Source organism: Anaerococcus sp. Marseille-Q5996 (assembly GCF_946893725.1).
GTDB classification, from domain to species: Bacteria; Bacillota; Clostridia; order Tissierellales; family Peptoniphilaceae; genus Anaerococcus; species Anaerococcus martiniensis.
Genome location: NZ_CAMPPE010000005.1, coordinates 100,612 through 115,629, shown reverse-complemented (window position 1 = coordinate 115,629; position 15,018 = coordinate 100,612). Strand labels below are relative to the sequence as shown.

Genomic DNA, 15,018 nt, shown 5'->3' with positions numbered 1-15,018 from the left:
AATTATAAAAAAATTCTATTAGGACCATGTTATTTATTTGTAAAATCTAAATTAATAAAAATTTGTGATATACTAAAAAAGAGAAACAAAAAAGGAGTTTATTTTGAATATTTTAATAGATTTATACCTTACTTTTGCCAAAATTGGCCTCTTTACCTTTGGTGGAGGATACGCCATGCTACCACTTTTGGAAAGGGAAGTTGTAGATAATAAAAATTGGGCCAGTCGTGAAGAAATTTTGGATTATTATGCAATTAGCCAGTCCACACCTGGGATTATTGCTGTAAATACTGCAACATTTTGTGGTTTTTCCCAAGCTGGTAATATTGGCGGTATCATAGCTTCCCTTGGTTTTATAACACCTTCAATAATAATTATTATATTAATTGCAAATTTTTTAAGGGCCTTTAGCCATATTGCATGGATTCAGCACGCTTTTGCTGGCATACGTGTAGGGGTTTCTGCCCTAGTTTTTTATTCGGTTTTAAAAATGATTAATAAAAATGCCAAGACTCCCATAAAATTTGCCATTTTTTTACTAACCTTCATTGCCATAGGATTTTTGCAAATATCACCGGTAATTATTGTCATTGCAGTAGGAGTATTTGGTATCTTGCTAGGAAGGATGGGAAAAAATGCTTAGGATGATTTGGGAATTTTTTAAGGCAGGACTCTTTGCTATAGGCGGCGGCATGGCCACCATTCCATTTTTACAAGAAATGGCCAAAAATTTTGGTTGGTTTAGCCAAGAAGAATTGCTAGATATGATTGCCGTTTCAGAATCTACTCCTGGGGCAATTGGCATAAATATTTCTAGCTTTGCAGGATTTAAATCCTATGGAATCCCCGGAGCAATTTTTGCAAGCCTAGCCCTAATAACAGGTCCCATAATTATTACCTTAATAATTGCAAGGATGATGGCAAAATTTAAGTCATCAAAAATAGTTCACGATATGTTTGAAACTATTCGTCCCGCAACGGCAGGACTTATTTTGGGAGCCATGTCATCTGTAATTGCCATGACCCTTTTAAATATTCCCCTATTTAGACAAACAGGAAATCCAGGAGATTTGGTAAAATTATTGCCAATGACTTTATTTATTGTTTATCTATTTGCTCTTATAAAATTCAAAAAAATTCATCCGATTGCAATAATTGGAATCAGTGCTTTAGTTGGAATTATTTTTGGTTTGTAGGGTATAAAATAGTATAGTCTATGGGTGTAGAGAAAAGAATAGATTTATTTTAGGAGAATAAATGAAAAATAAAATATTAGTTTTAGCCATGCTTGCAGTTTTGGCTGGCTGTGGCAATCAAAATACAGATACAAATGTTGAAAACAAAGAAGTTTCAAAAGAAGTTTCAACAGAAGAAAGCGTTTCAACTGAAGAAAGCAAAGAGCCCTTAAAAAGAAAAGAAATTATAAATCCAGAACCAGAATTAAAAAGAGAAACCATTGAGCAAGATTTAGAAAATCACAAAAATATCAAGGAAGAAGTCCTTCGTGACCAATTAGAAGAGGGGGTTTCCGTATTTAAACAACTTGAAGGTGTAAGGATCGATAGCATTAGCGAAGATAGCCCTCAAATATTTACTAGATTAAACTTTCTAAAAGAAGGAAAATTCAGCGGAGAATACTTTGCTACAAAGAATGGCGATGGTTTTGATGCTGGACTTGCAGAAGCTGCCAAAAAAGCTGGAACTGATGAAATCCATGAAAGTACCTTTGATGGACAATTTGAATATGTGGAACAAGTTGATGAAGGGGCATATAAGCTTAAATTAAAAAGTCTATATGTAACTTCGGAATCGGGAGTGGATGAAAATATGCCACAAAAAGCAATTGTAGATTTTGTTAAGCAATTAAATGTGGGCGATGAGTATATTCTTTACTTAGATGGTGCCCCAATTCCCCTTGAAAAAAGAAAGGGAACAGCCCTTGAAAATCAAATAAATCCTCTCCATGGTCCTGAAAAAGATGAGGCAACTCCAGATCATGCCTACGGCCCAATTCTATACAGTCCAAGTGAGGATATAGTTTGGAAATCATGGATATATTAATAATTAGGGATAAGGCGGATTAATTCCGTCTTTTATTTTGTAAAAAATTTATATTTAGGAGATTAGATAATAATGAAGAAAATACCTACAATTTTTGACACAGATCCTGGCATAGACGATGCCTTTGCCCTGAGTTTTTTAAACAAAAGTGAAATCTTTGATGTAAAGATCTTATCCTCAGTTGCGGGCAATGTAAAAATAGAACACACAACTAGAAATTTAAGGGGAATAGCCTATGCCATGGACTGGCAAGTTCCGATATTTAAGGGCCTTGATAGACCAATTTTGGGCAAGCAAGTTTTAGCTGAAGGCTTTCACGGAGAAAATGGCCTTTTAGGATATAAATTTAAGGATGATGAGCTTGCAAAACTAGAAAACCAGCTAGCAATTAAGGCTATGGCAGAAGTTTTAGAAAAAAATGAAAAGACTTTAATCATTGCAGTAGGCCCTCTTACAAACATTGCAAGTCTAATCCTAGCCCGTCCAGACTTAAAAGAAAAAATAAAGGAAATTACAATCATGGGTGGAGCAATTGGCATGGGCAATGTGACAGCCAGTGCAGAGTTTAATATCTTTGCTGACCCAGAAGCCGCTGCCATTGTTTTTGCTAGTGGCATAAAAATAAATATGGTCGGCCTAAATGTAACAACAAAGACTTCTTATGATATAGATATGCATAAGGAATTTAAAAAGTCAAATAAAAAAATAAATGAAATTTTATCAGCTGTTATGGATATAAGGATAGACCAAGCAGGAGCAGAGGAAAACTACACAACCTTTATGCACGATACCCTGGCTGTTATGTATCATACAAATCCAGAAATTTTTAAAAGCCAGATGGTCCATATGGATGTAGAAACAAGGGGAGAATTTACTCATGGCATGACAGTGGCAGATTTAAGAGCTCATTCAAATCTTCATAAAAATGTTAATTTTGTTTCTGATATAGATATAGATAGTTTTAAGAAAATTTTTATGGATGTTTTATTATAAGGAGAAATTTATGAAGGAAGGTAATAAGCTTAGATTTGTAGTGTACTTTCTACTAGGGGTTATATTTATAGCCCAAGGGATTAGAAACCTATCCTATCCAGAAGCAAAATGGTCTGCTATAATTTTAATTATCCTAGGTATAGCAGAAATTTTGCTGACCTTAAACTTATTTAGGGATAAAAATAATTTATAAATCAAAAAAACCTAAGCCATTAGGCTTAGGTTTTGTTTTTATTATCTTCCAATTCTTTTTCTAATTTCTCCAATTATTAATGGTAGGAATGATAATGGGATTATTATCAACCATTCCCAAGAAATAAATTGAAGTTCGAAAAGTCTTCTTAGTGGTGGTACATACATAACTAAAAGTAGTAGGGCAAATGATAGTAGATTTGCCTTTAATAAGTTTTTGTTGCTAAACCAACCTAGCTCTCTTAATGTATATCTTTCACTTCTTACAGAGAAGGCTCTTAAAAGCTCACTTGTAATAAGGGTAGCAAATACCATTGTGTGGGCACCTTCGATATTATTTGGGAAGATGTAGTTTAGGCCAATGATATAGGCTGCAAGTACTGATATTGTAATTGCAATTGATTGTAAGATTACATTTTTACCTGTCTCTCCAGAAAGGATTGACTCGCTTGGATCACGTGGTGGACGCTCCATAATATCAGCTTCTGCTGGTTCTACACCAAGGGCAAGTGCTGGGAAAGCATCTGTTACTAGGTTTAACCATAGTAGTTGGATAGGTGTAAGTGGGCTTGGAAGTCCAAATAGGATTGATAAAAATACTATTAAAACTTCGGCAATATTACATGAAAGTAGGAAACCAACGAATTTTTTGATGTTTGAGAAGATTACCCTACCTTCTTCAACAGCATTTACTATTGTAGCAAAGTTATCATCTACTAAAATCATATCTGCAGTATCTTTTGCAACGTCAGTTCCTGTAATACCCATTGAAATACCAATGTCTGCATTTTTAATTGCAGGCGCATCGTTTACTCCATCACCAGTCATGGCAACAATATTGCCATTTGCTTGAAGGGCATTAACTAATTGCACCTTATTTTGTGGAGAAACTCTGGCAAATATTCTTTTTGTTTTTACAATTTCTCTAATTTCTTCTTCTGATTTGTTATTTAAATCGCTTCCTTGCATGGCTTGGTCTTCATGCTCTGCAATGCCAAGTTCTTTTGCAATTGCAAGGGCAGTTTCAAAATAATCACCAGTTATCATTATTACATCGATTCCAGATGCGTGGCATTCAGCAACTGCAGCTTTTGCCTCAGGTCTTGGTGGGTCAATCATACCTGTAAGACCAACAAATACCATTTCTCGTTCGATATTTTCTGTTGTTAATTCTTCGCCTTCTAAAGTTTCATAAGGTTTAAAGGCGTAGGCCATTACACGAAGGGCTTGTTTGGCAAGTTTTGTATTTTCTTCTAAAACTTGTCTTTTCATATCTTCTGTAAAATCTTCTAGTTTGCCATCAACCATGATTTTGCTTGAATTATTTATCATAATATCTGGCGCACCCTTGGTCATTGCATAATAAGTTCCATCCATTTCGTGGAAGGTTGTCATCATTTTTCTATCAGAATCAAATGGGATTTCATCAATTCTTGGATGAGCTTCATTTAAATCTTCTTGGACAATACCCCATTTTTCAGCAAGGGTTAGCATAGCACCTTCTGTTGGGTCACCTGTTATTTCATAAAGTCCATTTCTCTCAATTAAGTTTGCATCATTTGATAATGAAGCCACAGTCATTAAAAGTTTAATTTGGTCATGATCTGCGATAGTTTCGCCTTCAAAACTTATATCACCTTCTGGAGTATAACCAGATCCAGCTACGTCAAATTCTTTAAAGTCTGTAAATACTTTGGTAATGGTCATCTCATTTTGAGTAAGTGTACCAGTTTTATCTGAACAAATTGCTGTTGTTGAACCTAGAGTTTCTACAGAAACTAGGTTTTTAACAATAGCCTTACGTTCAACCATGCGGTTCATACCGATTGATAAAACAATTGTAACTACAGCTGTAAGTCCTTCTGGTATAGCTGCAACTGCAAGAGATACAGCAACCATAAAGTTTTCTAGCCATGTCATATTGCTTCTAAAGTATCCAACTACAAATACAAGGATACAAACTATAATTACAAGTATGGCAAGTTTTTTAGATAATTCTTTTAATTGTCTTTGAAGTGGTGTTTCCTTATCCTCAACAGAGTCCAAACTTGTAGCTATGTGGCCAATTTCTGTGTCATGACCTGTTGCAGTTATTACACCTTCACCGTGACCATAAGTTACTATAGATGATGAAAATGCTGAGTTGCTACGATCTCCTATACCAACCTCTGTATCATAAACAGCTTGGGCATCCTTTTCTACTGCTACTGACTCACCAGTTAATGATGATTCGTCAATTTGTAAGTTTCTTGAATCAAGAAGCCTAATGTCAGCTGGGATGATGTCACCAGTTTCAAGGATAACAATATCTCCAGGAACAAGATCTTCTGCCTTTACTTTTCCGCGTTTTCCATCACGGACAACAGTTGCTTCAGGACTGCTCATTTTTTGAAGTGCTGCTACACTATCCTCAGCCTGTCCTTCTTGGTAGATACTCATAATAGCATTGATAATTACAATTGCAATAATAATTATTGCTTCGATTTTATCGCCTGTGAAAGCTGAAATAATGGATGCAACTATAAGTAAAATTACCATTGGATCAAGGATTTGCTCTTTGATTTTTTCTAGCATTGATTTTTTATTTGAAGATTCAATCTTGTTTGGGCCATATTTTTCCAAACGAGCTTGAGCTTCGCTAGAAGAAAGACCAGTCTTTGGATTCGACTTAATTTTTTCTAATAATTCCTCTCTAGAACCTTGGTAGTCCATAATTCCTCCTAAAATATTTTAGCAAAAATGGTAATAAAAAAGACTTTTGGCCAAAACTGCCAAAAGTCTTGCCACCGTGTGAGGGTTTATTTAACCGGAAATAAATTCGTTCTGACGATTAAATAATTGGGCTACTCCCTTTTGCTACTCTCATTATAAGCTATATTAAGGAAAAATACAACAACAAAATTAATAATATATTTGTTATTAAGGATTATAAAAAAATTTCCTAAAAAGATTGTTAAAATTTATTAAAAAACATTAGCTAAACTACTTTAAACGATGATTTTTTGCAAAGTTTATTTCTGTATTTTTAAGCAAAGCAAACGTATGCATAAACTTGACTTTTTTGATAAGAAAACATACTATTATTATAGGTAAAGAGACGTCTTTATCAAATAAACGCAATCATGAATGTGTTTTTAATTTACTATAACACAGTAAAAGGAGTATAGAATGTTAAAATTTAACCTAAGAATGGGTATTGGTGCTCCTGCTTCACCTATCGTAAAAGACGGTGATGAGGTTAAAAGAGGCCAAAAAATTGCTGATTTTGACCCTGAACAATTATCAGTACCAATCTATTCATCTGTAAATGGTAAAGTCAAAGAAGTAACTGATGAAGCCATCTACATAGAAAAAACAGATGATAATAAAGAATATCTAAAAATAGATAAAAAAGATAATCTTGCAGATGTAGCAAGAGAAGCTGGTATTATCGGTCTAGGTGGTGCGGGTTTCCCTACTTATGTAAAACTTAATACAGATTTAAAGGGTGAGGGATATCTTTTAATCAACGCATCAGAATGTGAGCCAATACTTGAGCATAACATTGCACAAATTAAAGAAAATCCACAAAAATTCATAGATTCTGTAAAACTTGTTAAAGAAAGCATTAATGCAAAAATGGCATTTATTGCTATGAAAATAATTCACACCGAAGAAATTAAAGAATTAACAAAACTTCTTAAAGAAAACAATATTACAGACATCAGAGTTTTCCCACTTAAAAATATGTATCCAGTTGGTGAAGAACGTGCTATTATCAGAGACGTTTTAAACCAATTACTAGGAGTAACTGACCTACCAAATGTTGCAAATGCAGTTGTAATGAACTCTGAGACAGCTATTGCAATTTACGATGCATATACAGATGGCAAACCACTTATCGATAAAATGATGACTGTTGCTGGAAACCTAAATGATTTAGGTAAAAACGAATATGCAGTAAGAACATATCCAATCGGTACAATTCTTTCTGACATCATCGAAGAATTTGGTGGAGTTCGTGAAAACTCTGGAGAAATCATCATTGGTGGACCATATACAGGTCATACAATGCTTGAAGAAGAAATTTTATCAAAAACAGTTGGTGGTATCATCGTAGCTGATCCATGTGAACAAGTTACAAACCTTGGAATTATCCGTTGTGCTTGTGGACCAAACAAAGATAGATTACTTCACATTGCAGAAATGATGGGTGTCAAAGAAGAAGACTTAGTTGGCTATGAAACATGTAAAAACGCTAAAGAAGTAAAACCAGGCGTATTTAAATGTCAAAACCCAGGTATTTGCCCAGGCCAAGCAGAAAAAGTATTAAATCTTTACAAAAATGGCGCAACTGATATTTTAATCGGTCACTGCACAGATTGTTCAAACACAGTAGCAGCAAACGTTGCAAATATTCCAGTAGAAATGCACCATGCTACAGACCATGCAAAAGATTCAATGGGCATGGAAAGAACAAGAGCAATGAAGTAAAGGAGCAAATATGGCATTAACACATGAACAAGCTCAAGCAAATCTTGATAAAAAAGCTGTATTAGCTTTAAGATCAGTAGAAGGCACAGCAGTAAATGAAGCGCTTCTAGAAGATCCAGCAATGTTTGACCAATTAATAGACTTAGGACTTATTGAAATTCCTGAAAATACACTAACAATTGGGGAAGTTTTAGGTGCAGAACTAAAAGGACTTGTAGAAGGTCTAACAGCTATCACACCAGATTTAGTAGACACATCAAAAGTTGTAAGTGCAGTAGAAGAAACTAGCCAAGAAGTTTCAAACGAAGAAGCACTAGCAGCAACAAGTAGCGAAGATGTTGATATAAGTTTTGACTTTAGTGAAACAGAAAATAACGGATTTGTAATTTCAATTGAAGAAGGAAAAGACATCAGATTAGAATTTGAATTCTAGTTTACTGATTTCAATAAATATATAATTTAGTTAAAATATTGTTAATATACTCAAAAAATAGTATAATAACAGTAAATATAAGTAAGTACTACAATAGTAGTTATTTATAAATATCTTTATTAAGGAGGACATATGTCACTATCAAAAGAAATGGCTGAAAAGCATAAAAATGACCCTGCTGTTCTTTGCTGTAGAGCAGAAGCAGGAACAGTGCTATCAGAACATAACTTAGAAGACCCAGCATTATTTGATGAAATGGTTGATATGGGAATTCTTGAACTTCCAGAAGACACATTAACAATCGGTCAAGTAATGGGAGCTACACTTAACACAACTGCAGATTCACTAACAGCTTTAACACCAGCAAACGCTGATGACTACAAAGAATCTCTAGAAGAGGAAGAAGAAGCTAGTGAAGAAGTAAGCCCAGCTGAAACACAAACAGCAGCAGCAAACCAAGCAAATGCTGGATTAGCTCAAGCAGGCACATTTGCACCAAAACTTGCAAATGGAGTTGTAAAAATCCACATCGGAGAAGGTAAAAACATCAACCTTGAAATTCCATTATCAGCAGCAGCAAATGGAGCAAGCGCAGTTTCTCAAGGTGATAGCGATCTATTAGTTGCAAATCCATCAGAAGTTGACGGAAGTGCAGCAGAAGCAAGCGTAAGCGAAGCTTACGTAAAAAAATCTGTATTAAAAAGAGAAATCGTAAAAATCAACGAAGTTAAATTAGGCGATGAAACAAAAGTTGAAAATGGCGTAATCACAATTAATGAAAGCTTAATTGAAAAAGCAATTGGTTCTGAAAAACTAGTTATGGATATCAAACTAGACATCATTACACCAGAACAATATGGCGAATACTCAAACACAATCATGGACGTTCAACCAATTGCAACAAAATTAGATGGTGCAGAAATTGGTGAAGGTACAACAAGACTTGTTGAAGGTGCTGTAATTGTTGTAACAGGTACAGATGAAAACGGAGTACAAATCGGTGAGTTCGGTTCTTCAGAAGGTGAAATGGACAGAAACATCCTATTTAACAGACCAGGATCACCAGATGACGGAGATATCCTAATCAAAACTGATGTTACAATCAAAGCTGGAACAAACATGGAAAGACCAGGTCCAATGTCAGCACATAGAGCAACAGATGTAATTACTCAAGAAATCAGAAATGCATTAAAAGATCTTGATGAATCAGCTGTTGAAAGAGTAGATGAATTTGAACATGTTCGTCACCCAGGTAAACACAAAATCTTAATTGTAAAAGAAATCATGGGTCAAGGTGCTATGCACGATAACTATATCTGGCCAACAGAACCAGTAGGTACTGAAGGAGCAAAAGCTAACGTAGACTTAGGAAACGTACCAGTAATTGTAAACCCACTTCAAGTACTAGATGGTGTTATCCACGCATTAACATGTATAGGACCAGCATCAAAAGAAACATCTAGACACTACTTTAGAGAACCACTTGTATTAAAAGCTTTAGCAGATCCTGACTATGACGTATGTGGTGTAATGTTTGTAGGTAGCCCTCAAGCAAACACAGATAAATCATATGTATCAAGATTTTTAGGAAATGCAATTGATACAATGGACTTAGAAGGTGCAATTGTTACAACAGAAGGATTTGGTAACAACCACATCGACTTTGCAAGCCACATTGACCAAATTGGTAGACGTGGAGTACCAGTAGTAGGTATGACATATTCAGCAGTTCAAGGACAATTAGTAGTTGGTAATGAACACATGAATGCAATGGTTGATAACAACAAATCTCGTCAAGGTATCGAAAACGAAATCTTAGAAAACAACTGTCTTGCAGAAGAAGATGCTATCAGAGCATTAGAAATGTTAAGAGCTAAGATTGAAGGAGAAGAAATCGAAGAACCAAACAGAAAATGGACACCAGATGTAAAAGAAGCAAACGTAAAAGCTATCGAAGAACAAACTGGTCAAAAAATCGAATTAGTTCCAAACGAAACTTCTCTAAAAATGAGTAAAAAACGTAAAGAAATCTACGAAGCAGACGATTTCGATCCAAAGAAAGATGCATAATAACAACAACTATGATGACCCAATGGGTAATTTAAATTACCTACAAGGTACCATAAAAGGTATTTCCGATGGGGGAGTTCATATATCATTTTTTGGTAGACTTGGGGAACTACACATACCAAAAAGAATGATAATAAGTGAAAAGCCTGCAAAAGTGGGCGATATTGTAGGTATTATGTTAACTTATCCAGAAGTAATTGAAGAATACGAAGAAAAGGAGAATGAATAATGGCTGTAAAAGGTTTAAAATCAGAAATCTTTGTACCTATTACTCCAGATCCAGTTTGGGCTGAAGTGACCAAAGATTTAAAAGATATGACAGTAGCACTTGTAACATGTGCTGGTGTACACTTAAAAAGTGACAAAAGATTTAACTTAGCTGGTGATACATCTTACAGAATAGTTCCTGGAGATGCAAAATCAGAAGATTTAATGGTATCACACGGTGGATACGATAACTCAGACGTTAACCGTGATATCAACGCAATGTTCCCTATTGATAGAATTAGAGAATTAGTAGATGAAGGATTTATCGGAGCTATCGCACCAGAAAACTATGGTACAATGGGTGGTGGTGGAAACGTACAAGTCTTCACAGAAGAAGTAGGTCCAGAAATCGCACGTAGATTATTGGATGAGAACGTAGACGCTGCTATACTAACTGCTGGCTGAGGTACCTGCCACCGCTCTGCCGTGATTTTGCAGAGAGCAATTGAAGAAGCTGGTATCCCAACAGTGCTAATCGCTGCACTACCTCCAGTAGCTAGACAAAATGGTGCACCAAGAGTATCTGCTCCAAGAGTTCCAATGGGAGCAAACGCTGGTGAACCACACAACGTAGAAATGCAAACAGCAATCGTAAAAGAAAGTTTAGAGCTTCTAGAAACTCTAGAAAGCCCAGGACACATTGTTCCACTTCCTTACGAATATGAGGCATCAATCTAGATTTATATATTAAATCTTAACTAGCATTTGAATATTAAGGGGAAGAGCAATCTTCCCTTTGATTTCATTTTATAAGAAAACCTTTATCTAAAAATTTTTGCCTAAGATTGACAAAAATTATTCTAAGAGTTAATCTATAGGTAGAGTAAATCGTTTACTTATATACAAAGCTTGTTGTACTGACTATGCTTTTCCTACTAAATTCAACAAGCCTTTGTATTTACATATTATTAGCAGATATTATTATTTATTTATAAGGAGATTATTATGAAATTTCAAAAAAATATCAACGCTGTAGACGGACATACTGCAGGTGAAGCAGTAAGAACTGTAGTAAGTGGTTTCCCAAAAGTTCCTGGAGCAACATTACCAAAAAAAAAACAATGGTTAGAAGATAACATGGACTGGGTAAGAACTGGTATCATGCTTGAACCAAGAGGACATAATGATATGTTTGGTTCTCTTTTAGTAGACCCAGTAGACCCTGAAGCTGATTATGGAATTATCTTCATGGATGGTGGTGGATACTTAAATATGTGCGGTCATGGTACAATCGGTGCTATGACAATAGCTGTGGAAACTGGAATTGTAGAAGCAGTAGAACCTGTTACTCACGTAGTTCAAGAAGCTCCAGCTGGTATCATCCGTGGTGATGTTGAAGTTGTAGATGGAGTTGCTAAAAAAGTTTCATTCAAAAACGTACCATCTTTCCTATATAAGGCCGACCAAGAAGTAGAACTTCCAGAATACGGAAAAATCAAATTTGATATAGCCTTTGGTGGATCATTCTTTGCAATTGTAAAAGTAGAACAAATTGGTTTAGAAATTGTTCCAGAAAATGCAGCAAAACTAAGAGATTTAGGTATCGAACTTAGAGATATTATTAACAATGAAATAGAAATCCAACACCCAGAACTAGAACACATCAAAACTGTTGACCTAGTGGAATGGTGGTCAGAAACAGACAACCCAGATGCAACACTTAAAAACTGTGTAGTATTTGGCCAAGGTCAAGTAGACAGATCTCCTTGTGGTACAGGTACATCTGCTAAATTAGCAACTTTATTTGCAAAAGGTGAATTAAAAGTTGGTGAAAAATTCTTCTATGAATCAATTCTTGGAACAATTTTTGAAGGTGAAATTGTTGAAGAAACAAAAGTTGGCGAATTTGATGCAATTATTCCACAAATTACAGGTACAGCTTACATCACAGGATTTAATAACTTTATTTTCGATGAAGAAGACCCACTAAACCATGGATTTATTCTTTCATAACAGGAGAAATATATGATTTTAACAGTATTAAAAGCTTTATTTTACATCGCCTTTGTAGGATTTGCTGGTGCATTAGGACTTGATGTATCAAGACATAAAGAAGATTTAAAAACAACATCTGGCAAGGATAAAGCTAAATTATCTGGTATAGGTTTTATTACCAACTTTGGTGATACACTTGGTATCGGTTCATTTGGTCCTATTGTAGCTTTATTCAATGCATTAAAAGTAAATATAAGCGATAGAATTATACCAGGTACATTAAATGTTTCTTGTACCCTACCAGTATTATTTGAAGCTATCCTTTTCACATCCGCAGTAGAAATGGATCCTCTTACACTTGCCCTAATGATAGCAGCAGCTGTAGTTGGTTCATACTTGGGAGCTGGAGTAATTTCTAGAATGGATGAGAGAAAAATCCAAAGAGTAATGGGTATTGCTTTATTCCTAGCAGCGACAATCATGCTTGTTACCCACCCATACTTTGGCTTATTTGAAATGCAAAATGATGCAACAGGATTTAGAGGAATCAAATTAATCGTAGCAATCATTGGTAACTTCATCCTTGGTGCTCTAATGAGTGCTGGTGTTGGTCTATACGCTCCATGTATGGCTATGGTTTCTTTACTAGGTATGAATATCAAACTAGCATTCCCAATCATGATGGGTTCATGTGCCCTACTAATGCCAGCAGGATCAGTTAAGTTTATCAAAGAAGGTGCTTATGATAGAACAGCAGCAGTACTTATAAACTTATTTGGTTTACTAGGTGTAGCTATAGCTTACTGGGGAGTAAAAAATGCAGATATCAACATACTAACATTCGTTATTATAGCTGTAATTTACTACACAGCTTACACAATGTATAAGAAAAGTAAAGCTCCAAGAGCAACAGAAACTGTTACAACAACAGAAACTACAACTACAAAAAAAGTAGATGATGAAGCAGTGGACTCAAAAGAAGTTTACGAATCAAAATAAAAAATATATTTTAGGCAAGGCTTAGGCCTTGTCTTTTTTTGCCTAAAATTCTTATAATCACTTTCATCTAGATATATAAGATTAAAGAAAAATTAACCGGTTTTTGGTAAAGAATAATCAAGTTTAAAAACTTTTTAAAAATGATTGACAAAGTGATTTTAATTTGATAATGTTAACATATAATATCGTTTACATAACATTTACATCTTTAAATTTATTTTTATTTTTATTGGTGTATTTTTTATGCAAATATTTTCAAATCAGTACATCATATGGCTGGCAAATTTTTATTTTTTAAAAGGAGTTACTATGAGATTTCATCAGGAAAATAGTGCTGATTACAGATTTGCTGCAATCAAAACAGTAAGACGTGTCGGCAATGGAATATCTAAAGTGCCAGTGACTGTCACCTTAAAAGGATAATTATTTTTCTTTTATTAGAAAAAATATAAAAACATTTTCATAATTTTAAAAATTAATACAAAAATAAAATAAATTTTAAGGAGATACCAATGATAATTACTATATTAAAGGGATTATATTATGCATATTTTGCTGGATATGCAGCATTTATTGGACGTGACATCTATAAAAACAAAGAAGATTTAAAGAAAACTTCAAAATCTGATAAAATTAAGCAATCATTCATAGGATTTTTAGCAAACTTTGGAGATACTATTGGTATAGGTTCATTTGGAAACATCGTAGCTCTTTTTGGTGCAATGAGAGTTAAGGTTCATGATAGACTTATTCCTGGAACTTTAAATGCTTCTTGCTCACTTCCTACACTCTTAGAAGCAATTTTATTTACATCAGCTATACCAGTTGATCCACTTACCTTAGTCTTGATGATAGCATCAGCTACCATTGGATCATATATTGGAGCTGGTATCATTGCAAAGATGGATGAGAAAAAAGTTCAATTTGTAATGGGGACTGCATTGGCTATTGCAGCTACAGTTATGCTTATTACTCACCCATACTTAGGATTATTTAATATGGAAAATACTGCAATTGGCCTATCTGGAATTAAATTAGTTGTTGCAGTTATCGGAAACTTTATCCTAGGTGTTTTAATGTGTGCTGGTGTTGGTCTATATGCTCCATGCATGGCTATGGTTTCACTTTTAGGTATGAATATCAAATCAGCTTTCCCAATCATGATGGGATCTTGTGCAATCCTTATGCCAACAGCTGGTATGAAATTTATCAAAGAAGAGGCATATGATAGATCATCAGGACTTTTCATAAACTTATTTGGACTTTTAGGAGTAATTGCAGCTTACCTTGGTGTTCAAAACGCAAATATCGATGCTCTAAAAATCGTAATCATATTAGTAATCTACTACACAGCTTTCAATATGATTAGAAAAAGCAGAAGCCAAAAAGAAGAAGATTCATTTATAATCGATCCAGAAATTACTCAAGAAGTTTTTGATGCAAACTAAATAAATTTTTAAAGGCGGGGAAACCCGTCTTTTTTTGTTAAAATATCTTATCAAAAAATTGACAATATTCTAATAAAAAGTTTAGTAAAAATAGAGCTAAACTGGAAATTTTCAGTAAGTACACTTAGCTAAAAAATTTTAAATAAC

14 protein-coding genes are annotated in these 15,018 nt (G+C 34.5%); 13 read left to right on the top strand and 1 reads right to left on the bottom strand.

What is annotated here, in order from left to right; all coding sequences use genetic code 11:
- Positions 1-103 precede the first annotated feature (103 nt).
- The 5 genes from OC526_RS07380 to OC526_RS07360 all read left to right on the top strand — a co-directional run bounded on the left by OC526_RS07380 (position 104) and on the right by OC526_RS07360 (position 3,247).
- Positions 104-643 carry a chromate transporter gene (locus OC526_RS07380; RefSeq protein ID WP_262123187.1) on the top strand — a complete coding sequence of 180 codons (540 nt, stop codon included), beginning with the start codon at positions 104-106 and terminating at the stop codon, positions 641-643.
- Positions 636-1,196 (top strand): chromate transporter, encoded by a 561-nt coding sequence (locus tag OC526_RS07375; RefSeq protein WP_262123185.1) that lies wholly within the window; start codon positions 636-638, stop codon positions 1,194-1,196. Before OC526_RS07380 ends, OC526_RS07375 begins: the two co-directional genes overlap by 8 nt.
- A 61-nt stretch (positions 1,197-1,257) precedes the next feature.
- Positions 1,258-2,061 (top strand): hypothetical protein, encoded by an 804-nt coding sequence (locus OC526_RS07370; RefSeq protein ID WP_262123184.1) that lies wholly within the window; start codon positions 1,258-1,260, stop codon positions 2,059-2,061.
- A gap of 72 nt (positions 2,062-2,133) precedes the next feature.
- On the top strand, positions 2,134-3,054 hold the full coding sequence (locus OC526_RS07365) for a nucleoside hydrolase (RefSeq protein WP_262123182.1): 921 nt from the start codon (positions 2,134-2,136) through the stop codon (positions 3,052-3,054).
- 10 nt (positions 3,055-3,064) lie between these two features.
- Positions 3,065-3,247 (top strand): hypothetical protein, encoded by a 183-nt coding sequence (locus tag OC526_RS07360; protein ID WP_262123180.1) that lies wholly within the window; start codon positions 3,065-3,067, stop codon positions 3,245-3,247.
- A 41-nt stretch (positions 3,248-3,288) separates the two neighbouring features.
- On the opposite strand, the gene OC526_RS07355 is transcribed toward OC526_RS07360, so the two are convergent.
- Positions 3,289-5,958, bottom strand: a complete 2,670-nt coding sequence (locus OC526_RS07355; RefSeq protein WP_262123178.1) for a cation-translocating P-type ATPase — start codon at positions 5,956-5,958, stop codon at positions 3,289-3,291.
- A 456-nt stretch (positions 5,959-6,414) separates the two neighbouring features.
- On the opposite strand from OC526_RS07355, the gene prdC reads away from it, so the two are divergent.
- The 8 genes from prdC to OC526_RS07315 all read left to right on the top strand — a co-directional run bounded on the left by prdC (position 6,415) and on the right by OC526_RS07315 (position 14,871).
- Complete coding sequence (gene prdC / locus OC526_RS07350; RefSeq protein WP_262123177.1) at positions 6,415-7,719, top strand: proline reductase-associated electron transfer protein PrdC; 1,305 nt, start codon at positions 6,415-6,417, stop codon at positions 7,717-7,719.
- Positions 7,720-7,729: 10 nt separating this feature from the next.
- The gene (locus OC526_RS07345) at positions 7,730-8,152 is read left to right on the top strand and encodes a hypothetical protein (protein WP_262123176.1); all 423 of its coding nucleotides are present in this window, start codon (positions 7,730-7,732) and stop codon (positions 8,150-8,152) included.
- Between the two features lie 132 nt (positions 8,153-8,284).
- Positions 8,285-10,222, top strand: coding sequence for a D-proline reductase (dithiol) proprotein PrdA (prdA, locus tag OC526_RS07340; protein ID WP_262123175.1), 1,938 nt, complete (start codon positions 8,285-8,287; stop codon positions 10,220-10,222).
- On the top strand, positions 10,215-10,451 hold the full coding sequence (locus OC526_RS07335) for a CBO2463/CBO2479 domain-containing protein (protein WP_262123173.1): 237 nt from the start codon (positions 10,215-10,217) through the stop codon (positions 10,449-10,451). The genes prdA and OC526_RS07335 overlap by 8 nt, the downstream gene beginning before the upstream one ends.
- Positions 10,451-11,167, top strand: coding sequence for a D-proline reductase (dithiol) protein PrdB (prdB, locus tag OC526_RS07330; protein WP_262123172.1), 717 nt, complete (start codon positions 10,451-10,453; stop codon positions 11,165-11,167). Before OC526_RS07335 ends, prdB begins: the two co-directional genes overlap by 1 nt.
- A 267-nt stretch (positions 11,168-11,434) precedes the next feature.
- On the top strand, positions 11,435-12,442 hold the full coding sequence (locus tag OC526_RS07325) for a proline racemase (RefSeq protein WP_262123171.1): 1,008 nt from the start codon (positions 11,435-11,437) through the stop codon (positions 12,440-12,442).
- A gap of 12 nt (positions 12,443-12,454) precedes the next feature.
- Positions 12,455-13,423, top strand: coding sequence for a sulfite exporter TauE/SafE family protein (locus OC526_RS07320; RefSeq protein ID WP_262123169.1), 969 nt, complete (start codon positions 12,455-12,457; stop codon positions 13,421-13,423).
- Positions 13,424-13,935: 512 nt separating this feature from the next.
- Positions 13,936-14,871 (top strand): sulfite exporter TauE/SafE family protein, encoded by a 936-nt coding sequence (locus tag OC526_RS07315; RefSeq protein WP_262123167.1) that lies wholly within the window; start codon positions 13,936-13,938, stop codon positions 14,869-14,871.
- Positions 14,872-15,018: the final 147 nt, after the last annotated feature.